This is a genomic window from Brakhagea baltica, assembly GCF_052161605.1.
Classification (GTDB): domain Bacteria; phylum Planctomycetota; class Planctomycetia; order Pirellulales; family Pirellulaceae; genus JBKCUI01.
In genome coordinates this window covers 5,442,463-5,459,361 of record NZ_CP197409.1, presented here as the reverse complement: position 1 = coordinate 5,459,361, position 16,899 = coordinate 5,442,463, and the positions used below count along the sequence as shown (strand labels likewise).

The following is a 16,899-nucleotide window of genomic DNA, read 5'->3' as shown; positions in this document are numbered from 1 at the left end:
CTCCTAGCTCGGTCCTTCTATCCACGTGACGTTGTAACCGAGCGACGTAAGTTTCTCCGCTAGGGCAGATTTGGCCTGGTCTTCACCATGAACAAGCCGAATCTCGCGAGGCTTATCTGGGATGTCGGTAACAAATTGGATCAAGTCGTTTTGGTCAGCATGGGCGGAGTAGCCACTCAAGTTATGGATCTTCGCTTTGACCTGAATCTGCATATCATCCAGTTTCACGAATCCGTTCGTTGCTCCCGCCTCCTGAATGGCCCTGCCATTTGTGCCGTGAGCTTGAAATCCGACGAAGACAACATCTGTTGTTTCACGTCCCAGAAAAGCCTTTAGATAATCGACAACTCTTCCTCCCGTGCACATTCCGCTCCCTGCGATAACGATGGCAGGTTTGTGAGACTTGAGCAGATAGCTTACTGCTTCGCGGTGATCTGAACCTGCACCAACTTCGTATAGATTCTCAAACACAAAGGGTTGGCTATCGATTTTTAGAACTTCACGCGCTTCCTCGCTCCAATATTCGTCCCAGGCTTCGTAGATGTTCGTTAGCTTGATCGCTAATGGGGAGTCAACGAGGACATCGATCTTCTTGAGGATCGTACATTGCGTAGTATGGCAAATATCCTCCATGATTTTGTTAAGTTCGAATAAGATCTCTTGAGTTCGCCCTAAGCTAAACGCGGGAATGATCGTCACCCCGTTATCCTCCATCGTTTTGCAGAGAATGTCCTCTAGCGTTTTCACTCGCTGGTCACGCCCTTCGTGATTGCGGTCGCCGTAGGTGCTCTCCAGAACGAGAAAGTCCGCCTTCTCTGGGCTAATAGGTGTCTTCATAATCGGGGTGCAATGCGCTCCCAGATCGCCGCTCAGAACAAATCGTTCTCCAGCGTGATCAATCTCGACGTAGGCAGAGCCGAGAATATGGCCGGCTGGTTGCAATCGAAACTGACCACCTTTTTTCAACGAGACCCATTCATGAAAGCGGCAGGGCTGTATGAGCTTCGATAGTTGCGCGAGAAACTTTTTGATTTCGGATCGATCACGCGTGATTCCCAGCCTAATGGAGTCCTCCAGCATGATGGGAAGCATTTTGGCAGTCGGTCTCGTGCAGTAGATCGGTCCGCGAAAACCTGCCTTGAGCAATAACGGGATTCTGCCTACGTGATCATGGTGCACATGGGTGACGATGAGGCATTCAATACCTGCGATGGAAAAGTCGATGTCGTCGCGGTCTCGAGCATCCGCCCCCTGAAAGGCTCCACAGTCGACGAGGACAGAATGGTTTTCGTCCAAGAAGACTTGATGGCAAGAGCCCGTGACTCCAGTATCAGAACCGTGGTGTACGACATGCATGAAAGATGATTTTCTGGGAGAGTGCAACTTAAGCTAGAAAGGAAACCTCACGGCAGCTGTTACCATTGTAACGGCCATCGTTTTTCATGTTGCCGACTAATTGCTATAGCGATCCCCCGGTTTCGCTATCACGAGTACAATGAAACCGATTGTAACAATCCTTCCGCCCCCAATCCCTAACAGAGATTCCACCTCGAATCCGTCGAAGCCTATATGAAATCCTCTCCTTCTGTAGTCCTGGGACTTGATTTTGGAACCGAGTCGGTCCGAGCCTTAATCGCTGACACACAACGTGGAGAGATCGATTCGCAATCGGTGCGGTACCCGCATGGACAGATTGTCAATTCTCTACCTCCAACATTAACCGGAACCAAAGAACCCGTCCCATTGCATTCACAATACGCATTTCAAGAACCAAAGGATTGGATCGACAGTTCTGCCAAGGCAGTGCGGGCGGTGCTTCGAAAAACAGGAATCGACGGACGTGCGATTCGCGGCATAGGAGTGGATTTCACGAGTTGCACCATGCTGCCAACCAATGATAACGGCACACCACTCTGCTGGCTCGAGGAGTGGAAACGAGAACCGTTCGCTTGGCCCAAACTTTGGAAGCACCATGGAGCACAATCTCAGACAGACCATATCAATAGGGTTGCAACGAAACGTAACGAGTCTTTTCTACATTACTATGGTGGCGTGATTGGATTGGAGTGGTTCTTTCCCAAGATTTTAGAAACGCTCGACAAGGCACCACAGATATACGATGCGGCTAGCATATGGCTAGAAGCGGGGGACTGGTATGTATGGCAACTGGTCGGCGGTCCTGCGAGTGATTTGGCTCGTTCCACTTGTCAAGCGGGTTACAAAGGGATGTGGAATGCCCACTCTGGCTATCCCTCCGAAGCATTCTTTAAGGCCACGAACGCACGTTGGAAAAGCATCGTCAAAGATAAGTTACCAGGCAAGCTCGTCCCTCCTGGCATTGCGGCAGGAGAGTTAACAGAAATCATGGCCAAGCGATTTGGCTTAGCTCCGGGCACACCTGTTAGCGCCGCTATCATCGATGCGCATGCTGGTGTTCCTGGGGCGGGTGCTGCCGAGCCAGGAACGCTAGTGATGGTCATGGGGACCAGCTCTTGCCACATGCTGAACAGTGGTACCGAAGCCTACTTGCCCGGTGTTGCCGGCGTCGTGAAGGATGGAATATTGCCTGGATACTATGGCTATGAAACCGGTCAAGCGGCGGTGGGAGATGCATTTGATTGGCTGAAAAGGTTGACTAGCAGCAAGAGCTTGAATCAGCTCGGCGAGCAAGCGGCATCGGTTCCAGCAGGTGCCGATGGTTTACTTTGCTTGGATTGGTTCCATGGGTGCCGAACCCCGCACATGAACGGCGAATTGCGTGGGGCATTCACAGGATTGACGCTACATCACAGTCCCGCACATTTGTACCGAGCGCTTCTGGAAGCCTCGGCGATGGGATTGCGATGGATTGTAGAACTGTTCCGAGAGGGAAATGTCGAAGTCAATCGATTCGTCGCTACGGGCGGGTTGCCACATCACAACCCACTCATGATCCAGGTCTATGCAGACGTACTCGGCGAGACCATCGAGGTGCACCCGAGCAAAAACGGTCCCGCTTTAGGTGCAGCGATCTTGGGTGCCATGGCCGCAGGCTTGTTCAACAATTCTGAGTCAGCAATTAAGGCGATGTCGATGCCAAAGAGATCACAAGTCGCGAGTTACAAACCGATTCGCAGTTTGCGCAAGACCTACGACGCGTTATACGATCGCTATCGCGACCTAGGAGACTACGAATGGAGAGCGATGCGTACCTTGATCGAAGCGACCAGCAAAAATTGATCTTCACCGCGCCGTTCATATCACCGCATGGGCATCGCCAACGCTGTCCTCGCTTATCCGCATTCGCGGCGCGCTGCGGCTTCCTCGTTTAACCGCTTGGGCAACGCCCTGCGTTGAGGCCTCCAGGGGCAGTCCTTAATAACACTCTCAGTGAATAGTCACCTGAGCACCTCGTAGAGATCCGGGTTAGAACACTCACCGCAGCCCGTTGGGCATGCGGTTAAACGAATTGTTGCACCCTGCGGGGGAGGCCTTCTGGGAAGACAGCTGAGTAATGCACCTGGCTTGCCCAGGTGAAGCTTACGTTTCTCGCTACACATAACGGCTTCCCCACACACTCCAAGAATGCTCCTGGTTTACCCAGGAGATCGTTACGCTTCCGGCGCAATTAGCCGGACCTGCCTCGCCGACTGGAATCCTTACAATCCCCAGGACGCGTTTGCAGGATTCGCGTTCGGGGCAACAAGTTGTTTAGGAGTAACGAACAACCCACTGCACCGAACGCGTTGTTCATGCCCCCCCGCTCAAAACCGCCCCTACCCCCCCCGAATGGATTTTTTCTGGATTTTTCTTGACACTGGTTTTCGAATCTGTTCTAGTGGCACCTATCGGGACTTAAACCCACATTGACAGCCTGCAATGGAGGACACGCCAAATGTTGGAACCGCTCACCGCTCACCGCTCACCGCTCACCGCCGATCATGGCTAGCGGGTTCATAGCAGGATGGATCGTCTTGCTCGGTTCCTTCTCTGGTTGCCAACCCAGCACGGCAAGTGTTAGCGATTCAGGAAAGGCAACCTTAGCTCGAGTTTCTCAAAATGCGGCTGAGCAACACGAGAAAGATCTAGGCGTAATCTTCATCGATGAAGCCAGCTATGTCGCTTTTCCGCTAGCCGATCTAGGGTTGGATTCCGACGGCGAAATTACAAGTCTTTCTTCGTCGTGCGATTGTGTCGTTCCCAGTGTTTGTGAAGTGCAGAGGTCTCTCCATTCCGCAGAGCGTGTTTTGAGACTTGATTTTCGGAAAGAAGCACATAGCTCGGGGAGTGCCGCATTTCACCCTCAGAATTTGGGAGTGATTGTCAACGTTCAATATGCGAGTGGAGTCACGCAGTCCGTCACATTTCTGATGCTCCATACGGTCCGCTCTGCTGCAACTGGTAAGAACGCGGGAGGCGAAGCATGAGCGACACTCAAACCAGTCACCCTCCCTCTGGGAGGGTCGAGCGAAGCGAGGGGAGGGCATTCCCCCAGGACTCTCTCCTCATCTCGGTTGTCATGCCGTGCCTCAACGAATCTCGCACTTTAGTCGCGTGCATCACCGAAGCCCGCGCAGGCTGCGAAGCCGCCCTCATCAGCCGCAGTGCGCTAGCACCCGGTTCCCTCCACTACGAAATCCTCATCGCTGACAACGGCAGCACCGATGGCTCCCAAGAAATCGCCATCGCCCATGGTGCACGCGTCATTTCTGTTGAGCAAAAGGGGTATGGCTCAGCATTGCTTGGCGGAATCGCCTCCGCGCAAGGCAAATACATCGTCATGGGAGATAGCGACAGCAGTTACGATTTTGGTGACATCCCCAAACTGATTGCGAAGCTAGAAGAAGGCTACGATCTGGTACTGGGTAATCGTTTCGCGGGAGGCATCCAGCCTGGTGCGATGCCGTGGCATCATCGTTACATTGGCAATCCCATTTTGAGTGGCCTTGGTAGGCTGCTCTATCGCACACCATGTCGCGATTGGCATTGTGGTTTGCGCGCGTTCGATCGTGAGAAGATCAACAGTTTGCAACTTAAGAGTACCGGCATGGAATTCGCGAGCGAAATGGTTCTTCGAGCATCGCAAGCTAAGCTTCGCATAGCAGAAGTGCCAACAACACTGCGCCCCGACGGACGAGACCGACCACCGCATTTGCGTAGCTTCAGGGACGGTTTTAGGCATTTGTTTCTTTTGTTTAGGTCATCGCAATCCAAATACCTAGAGTTTTGTTGTCTATTTGCGGCCATGGCTGTTGCTTTGTTCGCATCGCTTTGGTTTTCGGGTTCGTTTTCGAGTCTAAGGCCATCGGCCGCTTTTCCATCGCTGGTTGAATTGGATGAAAACAGTTTTGTCGGAAATTACGCACGGATTCCGTGCGAGGTAAGGGCTCCCAAAAAGATCACGATTTTTGGAGCACAGACATCCTGCGGATGCATCTGGACCGACGAATTGCCAATGGAAATCGAGGCTGGCGGGCAGAAAGAAATCAGTTTTACCTTTGATCGGCGAAAACATAGATCTGCTGCGAACAGTCGGTTTGAATTAACAGTAAAACTGTTTCTAGTTGGTGATGCTAAAGCTCTCGAAACGGTACTGGCGGTTACTCCCCGAATCGACATCGGATCGAGTTCGATTGAGGAAGAGTGACTGAGTTGTTCAACCCACGTTGGGTTGCATAGAGTTTGTTCTTGGTTTTACGAAAGGAACTTTTTATGTCCAAGCAATTGATCTTAAGGCTAATAGCCTGCATTTTTCTTGGGGTTTGTTCAGCAGGAGCACTTCAGGCTGAGAGGGACTGTAGTGGCTGTGGTGGCAACTGCGATGGCACATCGAATTCGGCGGCCAAGTGTAAGACAGCTGGAGTTACAAAAAAATGCAAAAAAGACGGCTCAGATGAGTGTCAGTCCGGGTGCAGTTGCAACTCAGGGGGCGTCAGGTTCGCTGCCTGTGAATGCTCATGATTGATTTGTGATTTTAGGTTAAGCAACTGCTATTGAAAACGCGAATTGGCTAACTGGTTCCTTCAGCCAGTTAGCCTTGAATCAAAAACATCAGGCCTAAATGGATCAAATTTATTTATCATGAGTACCACAATGCACTCTATAGCAGTCGTTCTTATTAAGATGTTGATACTGGTCTTCGCCCACTCCTGTTGTGCTTTTCCACGAGACACGACGATTCCCCAAGAAGCGATCAATGCTTGGCAGAGCATGGCGAATGAAGTCTCGACGGTGCAGTTCACCATCAGATACAAGAACCGGACAGAACGAATTGAAAATCTGTACTCGTGTTCAATTCAGGGAAGCTTAAAGAAATGCGAAATAGTGCAAACAGATAAAGGTGACAAATCTGAAAAGGTACTTATTGAAAACACGCGCGGATTCGTTCTTGGTAAAGGAAGCTCTGGGAAATGGCGAGTGATGAGTATCAACGACCCAGGAGTACCTATTGGACAATTGTCGAACTCGCATTACCTCGCTAAAGCAGGATTCAGTTTGCACGGTAGTTCCAGCTTGCTGGAAGTTCCGAACAATGAAAGGTTTAAGGTAGAAAATTGGCAACCCTTAGGGGATAGTCGTGAATTGATCGAGTCGAAAATTCGGGATAACATGCTGCACGCGACCATAACTCTAACGCTTCAACCTGAGAAGCGATTCCGTGTGGTTGCTTGGTCTGCAACAGATGATGAATCGCCCGAAATCGCTCGGGGAATTTTTGAGTACGCAGACGACTCCGTTTTTGGTGAGGTTGTGCCAATACGGCAGATAGCCAGGGAAGGGGATTTGACGTGGGAACTAATTTCTCTAACGCACAAAACACTACCAGAGGAAGAGTTTAATCTATCATTTTATGGACTCCCTGATTACGTTGAGCCACCAGCATCTAGTAACTACTGGATTTGGATATTTTTAGTTGCAGTTGTTGTAACATTGGTCGTGTTCTGGAAAACGCGTCGAGCGACCTAATGTATTCCGTCGAGACGAATAACATCTTTTTTCCGTTCGCTCGGAAATGGAAATTTGTTTTTGCCATGATTGTTTGTCATTTGGCAATACTAGTGCATGGTATCTTCGTGCATTTTCCCAATGTCGATGAAATTGGCCATCTGCCCGCAAGCACCGCCCCTTGGCTCTTTTCCAAGTTTGACCTGTATCGTGTTAGCCCCCCATTGGTCCATTTCGTTTCTGGCATTCCCAGCGTCACTAGATCAATACCGTTTGACTGGTTATTGTACTCAGATCACGTCGGTGCCAGACCTGAATTTAACATTGGTGTTAGGTACCTGGAAAGAACTGGCCTGACTTTTCAGCAAGACTTTTTCATGCCTAGGATTTGCTGCTTGGTCTTTAGTATCCTGGGTGCATCGATACTTACCTCGTGGTCGTACCGTGTACTAGGATTCCTTGCCGCGCATGTCGTTTGCTTATTTTGGTGTTTTTGTCCGAACATTCTGGCGCACGCTCAGACTATTATTCCTGATGTTGGGTCAGTTTCGATAGGTGTATTAGCATGCTACGCCACTTGGCAATACACGCAGGTTTCATCCCGGTGGAATGCTTCGTTTGCAGGATTTGCGCTGGGCCTAGCATTGCTTAGCAAGCTCACATGGATCACTGGATTTGTGTCGTTGCCTGGCGCGGCGGCGTTAGCTATCGTCGCCAATAAGACTAAACTCAACTCGAGATCGGTTATAGATCGCGTTTCCGACCTATTCATTTTCGTTTCCATTGCGATTTTTATTTTGAATGCTGGCTACTTGTTCGAAGGTAGTTTTTCGCGAGTGGCAAGCTACACGTTCTGCTCTAAATCACTTGGAGGCCAAGAGGCATCGCCAAGCAATCCAGGCAATCGTTTTGAGGGTACAGTTTTGGAGTCGGTTCCAGTTCCCTTCCCTCGGAATTTCCTGCTTGGTATCGATTATCTGAAGTACGAAGTCGAGACTAAGTACTGGTCTTTTCTTTTGGGTGAATGGCGAAAGGGTAGTTGGTGGTACTACTACGTTGTGACGACGCTCGTAAAAACTCCAGTACCCATGCTTATTGCAGCTACACTAGGGTTGCTGGTTCTGATTATGTCAAAGGATAAAGACGTTCTGTCCATGTTTCTTGTAATAGGGATTCCAGCGGGGATTTCTTTCCTGTCCGTGAGCCTTCAAGGCGGTTTCAATCACCATCACCGCTACGTCCTAGGGATTTACCCAACGATCTACTTTCTAGGGGCGGTCTTGGTTAGCCGAAGGATTGCTGGTTCATGGATTAGTAAGATTGGCATAGTGTTATGTCTTTCTTCCGCGATTAGTTCACTTAGCGTGTGGCCACACTTCTTAAGCTACTTTAACTGGACAGTGGGAGGGCCACAAAATGGATGGAAAGTTCTAGGATTCTCAAATGTCGACTGGGGGCAAGATTTTGCACTTGTCGATCGCTGGCTTAAGACGAACCCAGAACATAGACCAGCCCTTTTCCAGCTTGGTTATCATGGCAAACATAAAAAACTCTTCGGGCTTGAATCCGACTCACCTCCAGGATTTCCTCTCGGTACTTCGATAGACGAAGTTCGCAAATCGATCAAGGAAACTCAATGGTGGATTGTTGCTGTGACTGACCTTCACAATCTTCCCGATCAGGCTGGTTTGCAATACCTCCAACAGATCGAACCGGTCGAGCGAATTGCTTATGCGTATCACGTCTACCGGATTGATCCTCTTCCACCCGAAGAGTCCTCCTCTCCCAACGAGCCGATGCCATGACGAGTACTTATTCCCTTCGCATCGTCAGGCTGTTTGGCCCGAGACGACGCGGCTTCACCTTGGTGGAACTGCTGGTCGTGATCGCGATCATCGGCGTGCTGGTAGGTCTGCTGCTCCCAGCCGTGCAAGCAGCCCGGGAAGCGGCTCGGCGTCTCCAATGCCAAAATCATCTAAAACAAATCGGACTGGCATTTGCCAACCATGAATCGGCCTACCGTCGCTACCCCAGCGGGGGCTGGGGTTATCAATGGCAAGGCTACTCGGACATCTCCTCTGGATCGCTCGGTCAACCAGGCTCATGGACGTTTAGCATTCTGCTGTTCCCCGAACAAGAGCCCCTGTACAGGACCGGTTCCTATAACAGCTCTCCTCTCCAGCGGGATCGGCGAGGAGAGATGTCGATTGGGAGCTTTGGCTCAGCGCATAGCTCGGGAGTGAATTTTGTCTTGTGCGATGGTTCGGTGAAGCTGGTACCGTATACGATCGATGCGATAGTTTATCGCAATTTAGGAAACCGCAGAGACGGGAACGTGATCTCGGAGTGGTAGTCGTTTGGCTGTATCGTTTAACCGCACGGGCATCGCCCAACGCTGAGGCCTCCAGGGGTAGTCTATAGTAGCACTCCCAGTGGAGAGCCATCTGAGCGACGCACTCAGATCCGGGTTAGAACGCTCCAGCGCGGCCCGATGGGCACGCGGTTAAACGATTTGTCGCGCCCTGCGTTGAGGCCTTCTGGGAAGACATCTGAGGAATGCACCTGGCTTGCCCAGGTGAAGCTTACGTTTCTCGCTACACATAACGACTTCCCCATGCACTCCAAGAATGCTCCTGGTTTACCCAGGAGATCATTACGCTTCCGGCTCGACTAGCCGGACCTGCCAAGCCAAGCGGAAACCTAACGATCCGCAGGACGCGTTTGCAGGATTCCGTTCGGTGCAACCAGTTGCTTATTGTGGCGAAACAAGCAGATGCCCCGAACCCGCAGGTTATCACCCACGCTTAAAACCGCCCTGCCCCCCCCAATGGAGTTTTTCTTGACATGGGTTTCTCAATCTGATCCATTAAGCCTAACCGGGATTTAAATGCGCATTCAAAGCTTTCACTCACCTTGGGACATCGTTATGACACGAAGCATGTATATTGTTGTTTTTGTAGTTATTGTGGTTTTCGCTGATCGCATGCGGCTGATTGCTCAAGACTCCGCAGAAGAAAATATCTGTAAACTAGCAATCGCCCAGCAGCAACGACTTGAGTCGATTTCAGCTTTCAAACTGCACGGGTTTGTTCGGATAAGCTTTAGCGGTAACCCCGAAATGCAAAATTCAGAGAATCAAGTTTGGATCGAATCTCGTGGAGACAAGGTCTTCATGAAGACTCGCGAAATAGATAGCGCAGCCAATCAAGCTCATCGTGATCGCTTGGCACAATTACTCGACTCTGACCTTGCCAACATATCGATTTTCGACGGAAGAAGCTTGGTTCTGTATGAACCAATAAGAATGGGAGTGACAATTGAGCCGGCAGAGCGTTTTAATGGTCTGGTCGCCCGAGAGATGTTTCCAAGGTCCTGGACAAGTTTCTCGATGGAACCAAACCCAGGGAAGATCACCTTCTCTAACTTCCTAAACGAACGCATAGCGGAATCGAAGCTACAGCTTTCTCACACGGACAATCGCTTGACGGTCATGTATACCAACCAATCGGGGCAGTCAGTCGGTTTCAAAGATCGAACCTTGAAGATTGATGCTCAGACCGGATTGATTGTCAAAAGTGAAGCCTCAGGCGGCTTCGCTCTCCCGGTAGTTAGTAATTTAGAATGGTCTGAGTCTGATGGGACCTGGTTTGTGTCGAAAGGACAAGTGCTCAGAGGTCATGATAAATCCCAAAGAACCATAGAGTGGGAAATTCTGGAATTTACGGCAGATCCTAGCGAGGTTCGATCTGACTTCAAGCTTGTTGAGACAACCCTTCCGATCGGCACCTTGATTGAATCGAAACCACAAGGTGGGCAAGGGCCAGCATCAACTCGCTATATTGGGGGAGAGGAAGGCCGTCGAGAACATAACGTGAAGATGCATGCAATCCATCTCACAATAGATCGAAACAAGCATGAATAGTTTTAGTGACTAGAATGTTGATTACGAAAACTCTGCGTGCAATAGGGACTCAAAATGCAGGGGATACCGTAGGCACCCACCGCTGGTCTACGAACAGACTGCCAGAAAACCGCCGGCTCGGAGATGAGGGAACCACCGTAAATCCGCAATGGATTTCGACTCACGGTCCAGCCTGTAAAGCTTGACAATTTTGAGCTGTGCGGATTTCAAATCGGCTACAAGCTATCGCTCCGAATAAATGTGCAGGAACATCGATGGTAAGCCGCGATAAGGATAAATGCGGTCACCTAACTCCCAGTTCTTGTCCCATCGCGATTTCACCCAACCATGAACGGTTTGTCGAATCCCACCAGGGTCCCGCAACCACGAACCACGATTGTGAACATGAACAAAGAACAAACCGTTGGGCTTGAGTAGCCTGCGAACATGCGTTAGGAATCTTCGACGATGCTCGCGGCCTTGAATCATGCCGAACGAACTGTACATGCAAAGAACGGCATCCGCAGATTGACTCTGCAAACAGTCTGCCTCCACCATGTTGGCGTGCACCAATGCGCATCGCTCCGAGACTGTTGTTGCCCCTGACGAGCCAGGGCCGGTCGTACTAGATGCCTCAGCCACCCCAGATGCCTCAGCCACCTTGCGAAACTCGATCAGCATCTGCTGACTTAAATCAAAGCCAATGACGTTCCAGCCCGCTTCGGCGAGCGGGATCAAGTTGCGACCGGTTCCACATCCGAAATCGATCGCCAGCCTATCAGTACCGGGAGCGAGCATACCGCTTTGGGCTAGATGCTCACGAATCAGTTTACGGTCAAGTTCCAACAGAGGGTGGTTTGCGTGGAACCGATTGTATTCCGAAGCAATCTCTCGATCGTTAACGTAATCCCAAGTCCCGCGCGAAACGCCCTGAGGCAACTGCCAGTTCGCCCTTTGTGATGAGAACTGACCCGGTCTATGGCTCGAGCCGGTCAATTAGAAACCTCTTCGCTCTAAGGGAGGTGGCTCTAAAAGCGGACGCGATGGCACGAATTGACTTCCGGACGGAACAACTCTCGGAGACGGGGGAACATAAGGTCCGCCAAACTGCTCGGTATAAACCGGTTGCTGGCTAAAATCACCTTGCATGGCAGCAATCACTGGGTTGGTGACTCCCTGTTGTGCCATGTTGACAATGTCGTTGGTTGTTGGGCGACTTTGAACACCGTTGGTTCTGATGTGGGAAATAATGACAGATTCCCCAACGCCACTGCGAGACATGTTGATGACTTCGGAAACCGAAACAGGCCGCCTCACACCATTAACGGATGGCGTGCTAGGAAACGTTTGTGGCGTAACATAAACGGGTTGATTCGAGTAGGCGGGGTGATGGGGGTACGTAGGATGGACGGCCGCAGGATGGGTGTACGTAGGATGGGTGTAATATTGATACGCTTGAGCCTGTCGAGCGTTTTGCTTGTCACGTTCGTTGCCTATGGCTGCACCGGCAATGGCACCGACAGCACCGCCGATTAGTGCCCCTTTTCCAGCACGGTCTTTCTGATTCCCAACGATTCCGCCGACGGCGGCACCCGCAACCCCACCGAGGAGCGCTCCTCGCTTGGTATTGGTGTGAGAGCGGTTCTGGCTGAACTGTTGTGCAAATGAGGTATTCGTAAGAACGAGCCCCAAAGCCACCCACCCAAGTTGGCGAGCGAATCCGAAGTGATGCGAGGTCATAGCGATACCTTTATCTGTTGTGAGGACGGCGCCAGCAGCCAATTTCACTGCATATTAAAATCGACCAACAGACTACCAGAAATCCAGTGGAAGCATACGAAGTCCGCGCGGAAGAGTCGAGGCAGATAGAGAGCTTTGCCAAACCCAACAAACGGGGCGCATCAATCGATCAGAAACCATAAATCAATCAGAAACATCGCGAACCACAGCACAGAAGCGATCGCTAGCAAAAAGCCAACGGTCCAAATCCCTGTCTTGATCGCTTGCTTGATGATTTCATCGGTTCGTTCGTGCCGAGTAGCCGCCATAACGAGGGACGTCGCCACCAAAACAGGAAACAACCATAACAAGTACTGTACGGAGATTCCCATGTTTAATACGTTCCTTAAGTGCAACGGCTGATAGTGCAACAACGGATGAGTGGGGGCTATTCGGGCGATCTGACGATGGCACTAGTATCGCGAAGTGTATCGGTCAAGTCGACACGGATTCCGTCTGCCCAAAGCCCTTCCAAGTCATAAAACTTGCGCCATTCCTCATCGAACAGGTGGATAACGATCCCGCCGTAATCGATGGCGATCCATCGACTTTCGTCGTAACCCGACAGGCTGAGACGGGATTCTCCGTGCTCCTTGAGGGCGCGATGGATTTCCTCTGCAATCGCGTGCAGTTGCCTGCGGCTCGTCCCGGTGACAATCAAAAAGCAATCGAAAATGCTGGTTTGACGAGACAGATCCATCAAAACAATGTCCTGCCCCTTGTTTTCGGCTGCGACACGAGCAGCGATTTTCGCGTTGCGGATGCTTTCCTCGATGGATTGCTGAGCTTTATTTTCTGTTCCTGCGTCGACCATTCCAAGCATTTCAAGAGACCAATAATTAGTGCGATAGAGCGAACTGCTGATATCGCAGTTCTATTAATAGTACGGTAGATCACTCGAATTGTCACGTGAAAGCCCGCTAGGTTCGGGCTTTTACGACCAGTATGACCGGAAAAGTCTCCACCAAATCCCATTCGAATGCTTGGCGACTGGACGGGCGAGTCACGAAAAGAATTGGAAAATTTTCCCGACTTTTTCCGAGTGCCGGAAAAGTCCGCGCGGGCTTCGGGACGGACTTCCGCTGGCCAGCTTGGGCGTCGGATACGCCAGTAGAAATTCCGGCGAACTTTTTCCGCCCGAAGACGTCCAACCTACAGCCAAAAGAAAAGGGGTGACCGCTGTTGACGCGACTACAATTCCACCGATAAGTAGGCAGGATGCTTACCGGTCCAGGGACAGGGATGCAGCTAGACAAATATGAAAACAAAACAACTGAAACCAAATACTTTACCTCTTCATCACAGCTACCGAACGCTCGGACTCGAGCGGGGGGAATGTCGTATCGATGTGATACGCTCCGCCGCTACGGAGCATTTGCGATCTGACCGCGAACAACCGCACCATTCGTCGGCCGACCGGGATTCCTTTGATCAAAAGCGAGCCCAGGTAGCTTTGGCGACCTACCGATTGCTGGACCCTCGAAACCGTACCGACCTGTACGAGCGAGTACAGTTGTCTTGTCCTCTGAACGAAGAGGAAATACACCAGCCGGTCGCCGATTTTCATTCCTCATTGAACCGGAGCGTAGCAGTGGATGTACCACCTCGCTCCAAGGAGACTATTGTGAACCTTATGAATACGGACTTGGTCAATCGAGCTATCGAAATAGCCAAGTCTGCCGAAAGCGATTTCGAACTTTCCCAATCTTTTGTGGCAACCGAAAGCGAACCGTCTCTGTCGGAACGTCGACAAGTTGTACGTTTGCTTCGAGAAATCGAGCTCAGCGAAGCTCCTCAGCAGTCGACCTCGCCCCTGGCTTGGTTGAAATCTTATCTGAAGCTGTAATCGCCGTCCAAGTCCGGAGCGGCATGTTGCCAAAGTGATAAAGGTAGCGGCTTGTGCCGGCAAAGCCTTCAATGGCAAAGGCGAAGACTAAGCCAGCAATCATTAGATTGGCCGCAGGCAGAAACATCCAGCAAAATCGCTTCCCTAATCGAGTGAGCTCCGGTGTACCATGTGTCCACTGGTGAAGCACGTAGAGCAGGTGAACACCGAGCCCCGTGCCCAGCAAAAAGCTGCGCAGCGTCGGTATTAGGATGAGCCCCAGCAGCCAGAACAATACGGCGCTGAGAGGGATGACGTACGGCGTTACCAGCATGATCCAATTTCCTTTGCCAAGCCAACGGACCCTAGATTCGTTTGGAGCTGGCCGATTACGCCTAATCGAGACAACTGGATGAAGCATAATCGTCGCAATCACGAACTGGCTCGCATCATGCATCCAGCGAAATGCTGTCTTCACCACATCCCAGCGTCGCAAATCAGTTCGATAAGCGAACCAAACCACTCCCAATCCTGCCATGAAGGCCACCAAATAGACCGGGGAAGCCAAGGAATCCCAGAGCCCTAGCGCAATCGCGTACAACGTGCATGGCAACGTCGCGACGGCCAAGCCCGCAGCGGGCCATTTGGTCCACTCGACGGTGCGATCGATTCGTTCGGTAATTGGCATCTGGCGACAGGTAACGGTTGGTGACAGCAACTCGGAAAAAGTGTGCTTGGAATTTAGGGCTCAATAGCTAAGCTTTGAAGTCGGCAAAACGCGAACGAAACCTGCGAATACACGATAGAAAAGGCTCTGACTCATGAAAATTCAGGAACACGACGTAGTTGTACTCGGTGGCGGCCCCGGTGGCTATGTCGCGGCAATCCGAGCTGCCCAGCTGGGTATGAATGCGGCCTGCATCGACGAAAACTCGAAATTCGGCGGCACCTGCCTTCGCGTCGGCTGCATTCCGAGCAAAGCCCTCCTGGAATCGAGTCACATCTACCACGACACCAAACACGGTCTCAGCACTCACGGGATCGCTGTCGACAATGTCCGCTTGGACTTGGCCGCCATGATGAAGCGCAAGGACCAAGTTGTCCAAACGCTCACCGGAGGTATCGATCTCCTGTTCAAAAAGAACAAGGTAACGGGTTACCGAGGCAAAGGTAAAGTCACCGCTCCAGGTACTGTTGTGGTGGAAACCGAGTCCGAGCCAATCATGATTCGTGCCAAGCACATTATTCTGGCAACAGGATCGCGACCAGCCTCCATGAAGGGTGTGGAAGAGGATGGCGATTTGATCGGCAATTCGTCCGCAGCACTATCCTATCCCTCCGTGCCCGAGACATTTGTCGTCATCGGCGGGGGCTATATTGGATTGGAGCTTGGCAGTGTCTGGAACCGTTTGGGTAGCAAAGTCATCGTGCTCGAAGCCATGAACCGCATTCTGCCTGGTATGGACAACGAACTAAGCCAATTGGCACAGCGCATGTTCACTCGCCAAGGAATCGAGTTCCGACTCAACTCGTGGGTGGAAAGTGCCAAGGTTGAGAATGGCAAGTGTGTCGTGAAATGCAAAGATGCCGAGCCAATTGTCTGCGATCGCGTTCTGCTGGCAGCGGGTCGAGTGCCGAACTCACAAGATATCGGACTTGAGAGTGTCTCGATCGCCACCGACAAGCGAGGTTTCATCACCGTTGATGAAAACTACCAAACTTCTGCCAAGGGAATTTATGCAGTTGGTGACATCATCGGCGGAGCTATGTTGGCTCACAAGGCGATGGAGGAAGCGGTGATTTGTATTGAAAAAATCGCAGGTATCCATGCTCACTTCAACTATGACTGCATCCCTGCCGTTGTCTACACCTATCCGGAGATAGCAACCGTCGGCAAGACCGAGGAGCAGCTCAAGGAAGCGGGCATCGAGTACCGCAAGGGAGTCGGGGCTTACGGTGCAAACGGTCGAGCTAGAACGCTGGGCGATATCGAAGGGCGGGTCAAGATTTTGGCCGATGCCAAGACCGACCGAGTTCTGGGAGTGCACATCATCGGTGCTCGAGCAGGAGATCTGATCGCCGAGGCTGCCGTCTCGATCGAGTTCGGGGCTAGCAGCGAAGACATTGCTCGCAGCTGCCATGCACACCCGACTTTGGCTGAGACGATGCACGAAGCCGCCTTGGCTGTCGACAATCGGGCCATCCACTCGGCGTAGAGTGCTTGCAAGTATTCGCGGCTCGACACGAACGACGGCGAGCGGCTGATAAAAAATACCGGATTAGTTTGGGGCCACATCGCGTACCGAAGCCAATAGTAGCGGAACGGGCGCGAGCCCTCCGGTAGGGCTCCAGCGCGATCGCCGCCCATCAACTTATCCGGCAATCACACTCTCCCGGCCCTTTGGGTCTCACGGCCCTTCGGATATCGTCGTCGAAGGCGTCTCCCCGGGCTCGCTTTGCGTCGCCCGTT

At 51.5% G+C, this 16,899-nt stretch carries 15 protein-coding genes and 1 pseudogene; 10 read left to right on the top strand and 6 right to left on the bottom strand.

Translation table 11 applies throughout. The features are described 5' to 3' along the window. Positions 1 to 3: 3 nt before the first annotated feature. Positions 4 to 1,356 (bottom strand): MBL fold metallo-hydrolase RNA specificity domain-containing protein, encoded by a 1,353-nt coding sequence (locus SH449x_RS21170; protein WP_482378070.1) that lies wholly within the window; start codon positions 1,354 to 1,356, stop codon positions 4 to 6. Between the two features lie 213 nt (positions 1,357 to 1,569). Between SH449x_RS21170 and SH449x_RS21165 the strand changes: the two genes are divergently transcribed. From SH449x_RS21165 to SH449x_RS21130, 8 genes and pseudogenes are all read left to right on the top strand, one after another. Next, positions 1,570 to 3,219 (top strand): ribulokinase, encoded by a 1,650-nt coding sequence (locus tag SH449x_RS21165; protein ID WP_482378069.1) that lies wholly within the window; start codon positions 1,570 to 1,572, stop codon positions 3,217 to 3,219. 701 nt (positions 3,220 to 3,920) lie between these two features. Continuing rightward, on the top strand, positions 3,921 to 4,406 hold the full coding sequence (locus SH449x_RS21160; RefSeq protein ID WP_482378068.1) for a hypothetical protein: 486 nt from the start codon (positions 3,921 to 3,923) through the stop codon (positions 4,404 to 4,406). Beyond that, the gene (locus SH449x_RS21155; RefSeq protein ID WP_482378067.1) at positions 4,403 to 5,626 is read left to right on the top strand and encodes a glycosyltransferase family 2 protein; all 1,224 of its coding nucleotides are present in this window, start codon (positions 4,403 to 4,405) and stop codon (positions 5,624 to 5,626) included. The genes SH449x_RS21160 and SH449x_RS21155 overlap by 4 nt, the downstream gene beginning before the upstream one ends. A 434-nt stretch (positions 5,627 to 6,060) precedes the next feature. Next, complete coding sequence (locus SH449x_RS21150) at positions 6,061 to 6,945, top strand: hypothetical protein (protein ID WP_482378066.1); 885 nt, start codon at positions 6,061 to 6,063, stop codon at positions 6,943 to 6,945. A gap of 65 nt (positions 6,946 to 7,010) precedes the next feature. Further along, positions 7,011 to 8,729 (top strand): hypothetical protein, encoded by a 1,719-nt coding sequence (locus SH449x_RS21145; protein ID WP_482378065.1) that lies wholly within the window; start codon positions 7,011 to 7,013, stop codon positions 8,727 to 8,729. Further along, positions 8,726 to 9,073: pseudogene (locus SH449x_RS21140) on the top strand (type II secretion system protein); the annotation flags it as partial. The gene SH449x_RS21145 and the pseudogene SH449x_RS21140, both read left to right, overlap by 4 nt. Further along, complete coding sequence (locus SH449x_RS21135; RefSeq protein ID WP_482381844.1) at positions 9,047 to 9,277, top strand: DUF1559 family PulG-like putative transporter; 231 nt, start codon at positions 9,047 to 9,049, stop codon at positions 9,275 to 9,277. The pseudogene SH449x_RS21140 and the gene SH449x_RS21135, both read left to right, overlap by 27 nt. Before the next feature lie 573 nt (positions 9,278 to 9,850). Beyond that, positions 9,851 to 10,846 carry a hypothetical protein gene (locus tag SH449x_RS21130; protein WP_482378064.1) on the top strand — a complete coding sequence of 332 codons (996 nt, stop codon included), beginning with the start codon at positions 9,851 to 9,853 and terminating at the stop codon, positions 10,844 to 10,846. Between the two features lie 222 nt (positions 10,847 to 11,068). Here the strand turns inward: SH449x_RS21130 and SH449x_RS21125 are convergent, their stop codons facing one another. From SH449x_RS21125 to rsfS, 4 genes are all read right to left on the bottom strand, one after another. Beyond that, positions 11,069 to 11,821: a class I SAM-dependent methyltransferase gene (locus SH449x_RS21125; RefSeq protein ID WP_482378063.1), complete on the bottom strand. Its 753-nt coding sequence runs from the start codon at positions 11,819 to 11,821 to the stop codon at positions 11,069 to 11,071. Then, positions 11,822 to 12,565 carry a glycine zipper domain-containing protein gene (locus SH449x_RS21120; RefSeq protein ID WP_482378062.1) on the bottom strand — a complete coding sequence of 248 codons (744 nt, stop codon included), beginning with the start codon at positions 12,563 to 12,565 and terminating at the stop codon, positions 11,822 to 11,824. It lies immediately after the preceding gene. A 161-nt stretch (positions 12,566 to 12,726) separates the two neighbouring features. Then, a complete protein-coding gene (locus tag SH449x_RS21115) occupies positions 12,727 to 12,936 on the bottom strand; it encodes a hypothetical protein (protein WP_482378061.1) in 210 nt (69 codons plus the stop codon). A gap of 56 nt (positions 12,937 to 12,992) precedes the next feature. Beyond that, the gene (rsfS, locus tag SH449x_RS21110; RefSeq protein WP_482378060.1) at positions 12,993 to 13,418 is read right to left on the bottom strand and encodes a ribosome silencing factor; all 426 of its coding nucleotides are present in this window, start codon (positions 13,416 to 13,418) and stop codon (positions 12,993 to 12,995) included. A gap of 444 nt (positions 13,419 to 13,862) precedes the next feature. Here rsfS and SH449x_RS21105 point away from each other — a divergent pair, with 444 nt between their 5' ends. Continuing rightward, a complete protein-coding gene (locus SH449x_RS21105; protein ID WP_482378059.1) occupies positions 13,863 to 14,450 on the top strand; it encodes a hypothetical protein in 588 nt (195 codons plus the stop codon). On the opposite strand, the gene SH449x_RS21100 is transcribed toward SH449x_RS21105, so the two are convergent. Then, a complete protein-coding gene (locus SH449x_RS21100) occupies positions 14,386 to 15,117 on the bottom strand; it encodes a hypothetical protein (protein WP_482378058.1) in 732 nt (243 codons plus the stop codon). The genes SH449x_RS21105 and SH449x_RS21100 overlap by 65 nt on opposite strands. Positions 15,118 to 15,250: 133 nt before the next feature. Here SH449x_RS21100 and lpdA point away from each other — a divergent pair, with 133 nt between their 5' ends. Then, positions 15,251 to 16,645, top strand: a complete 1,395-nt coding sequence (gene lpdA, locus SH449x_RS21095) for a dihydrolipoyl dehydrogenase (protein ID WP_482378057.1) — start codon at positions 15,251 to 15,253, stop codon at positions 16,643 to 16,645. The last annotated feature ends 254 nt before the right edge of the window (positions 16,646 to 16,899 follow it).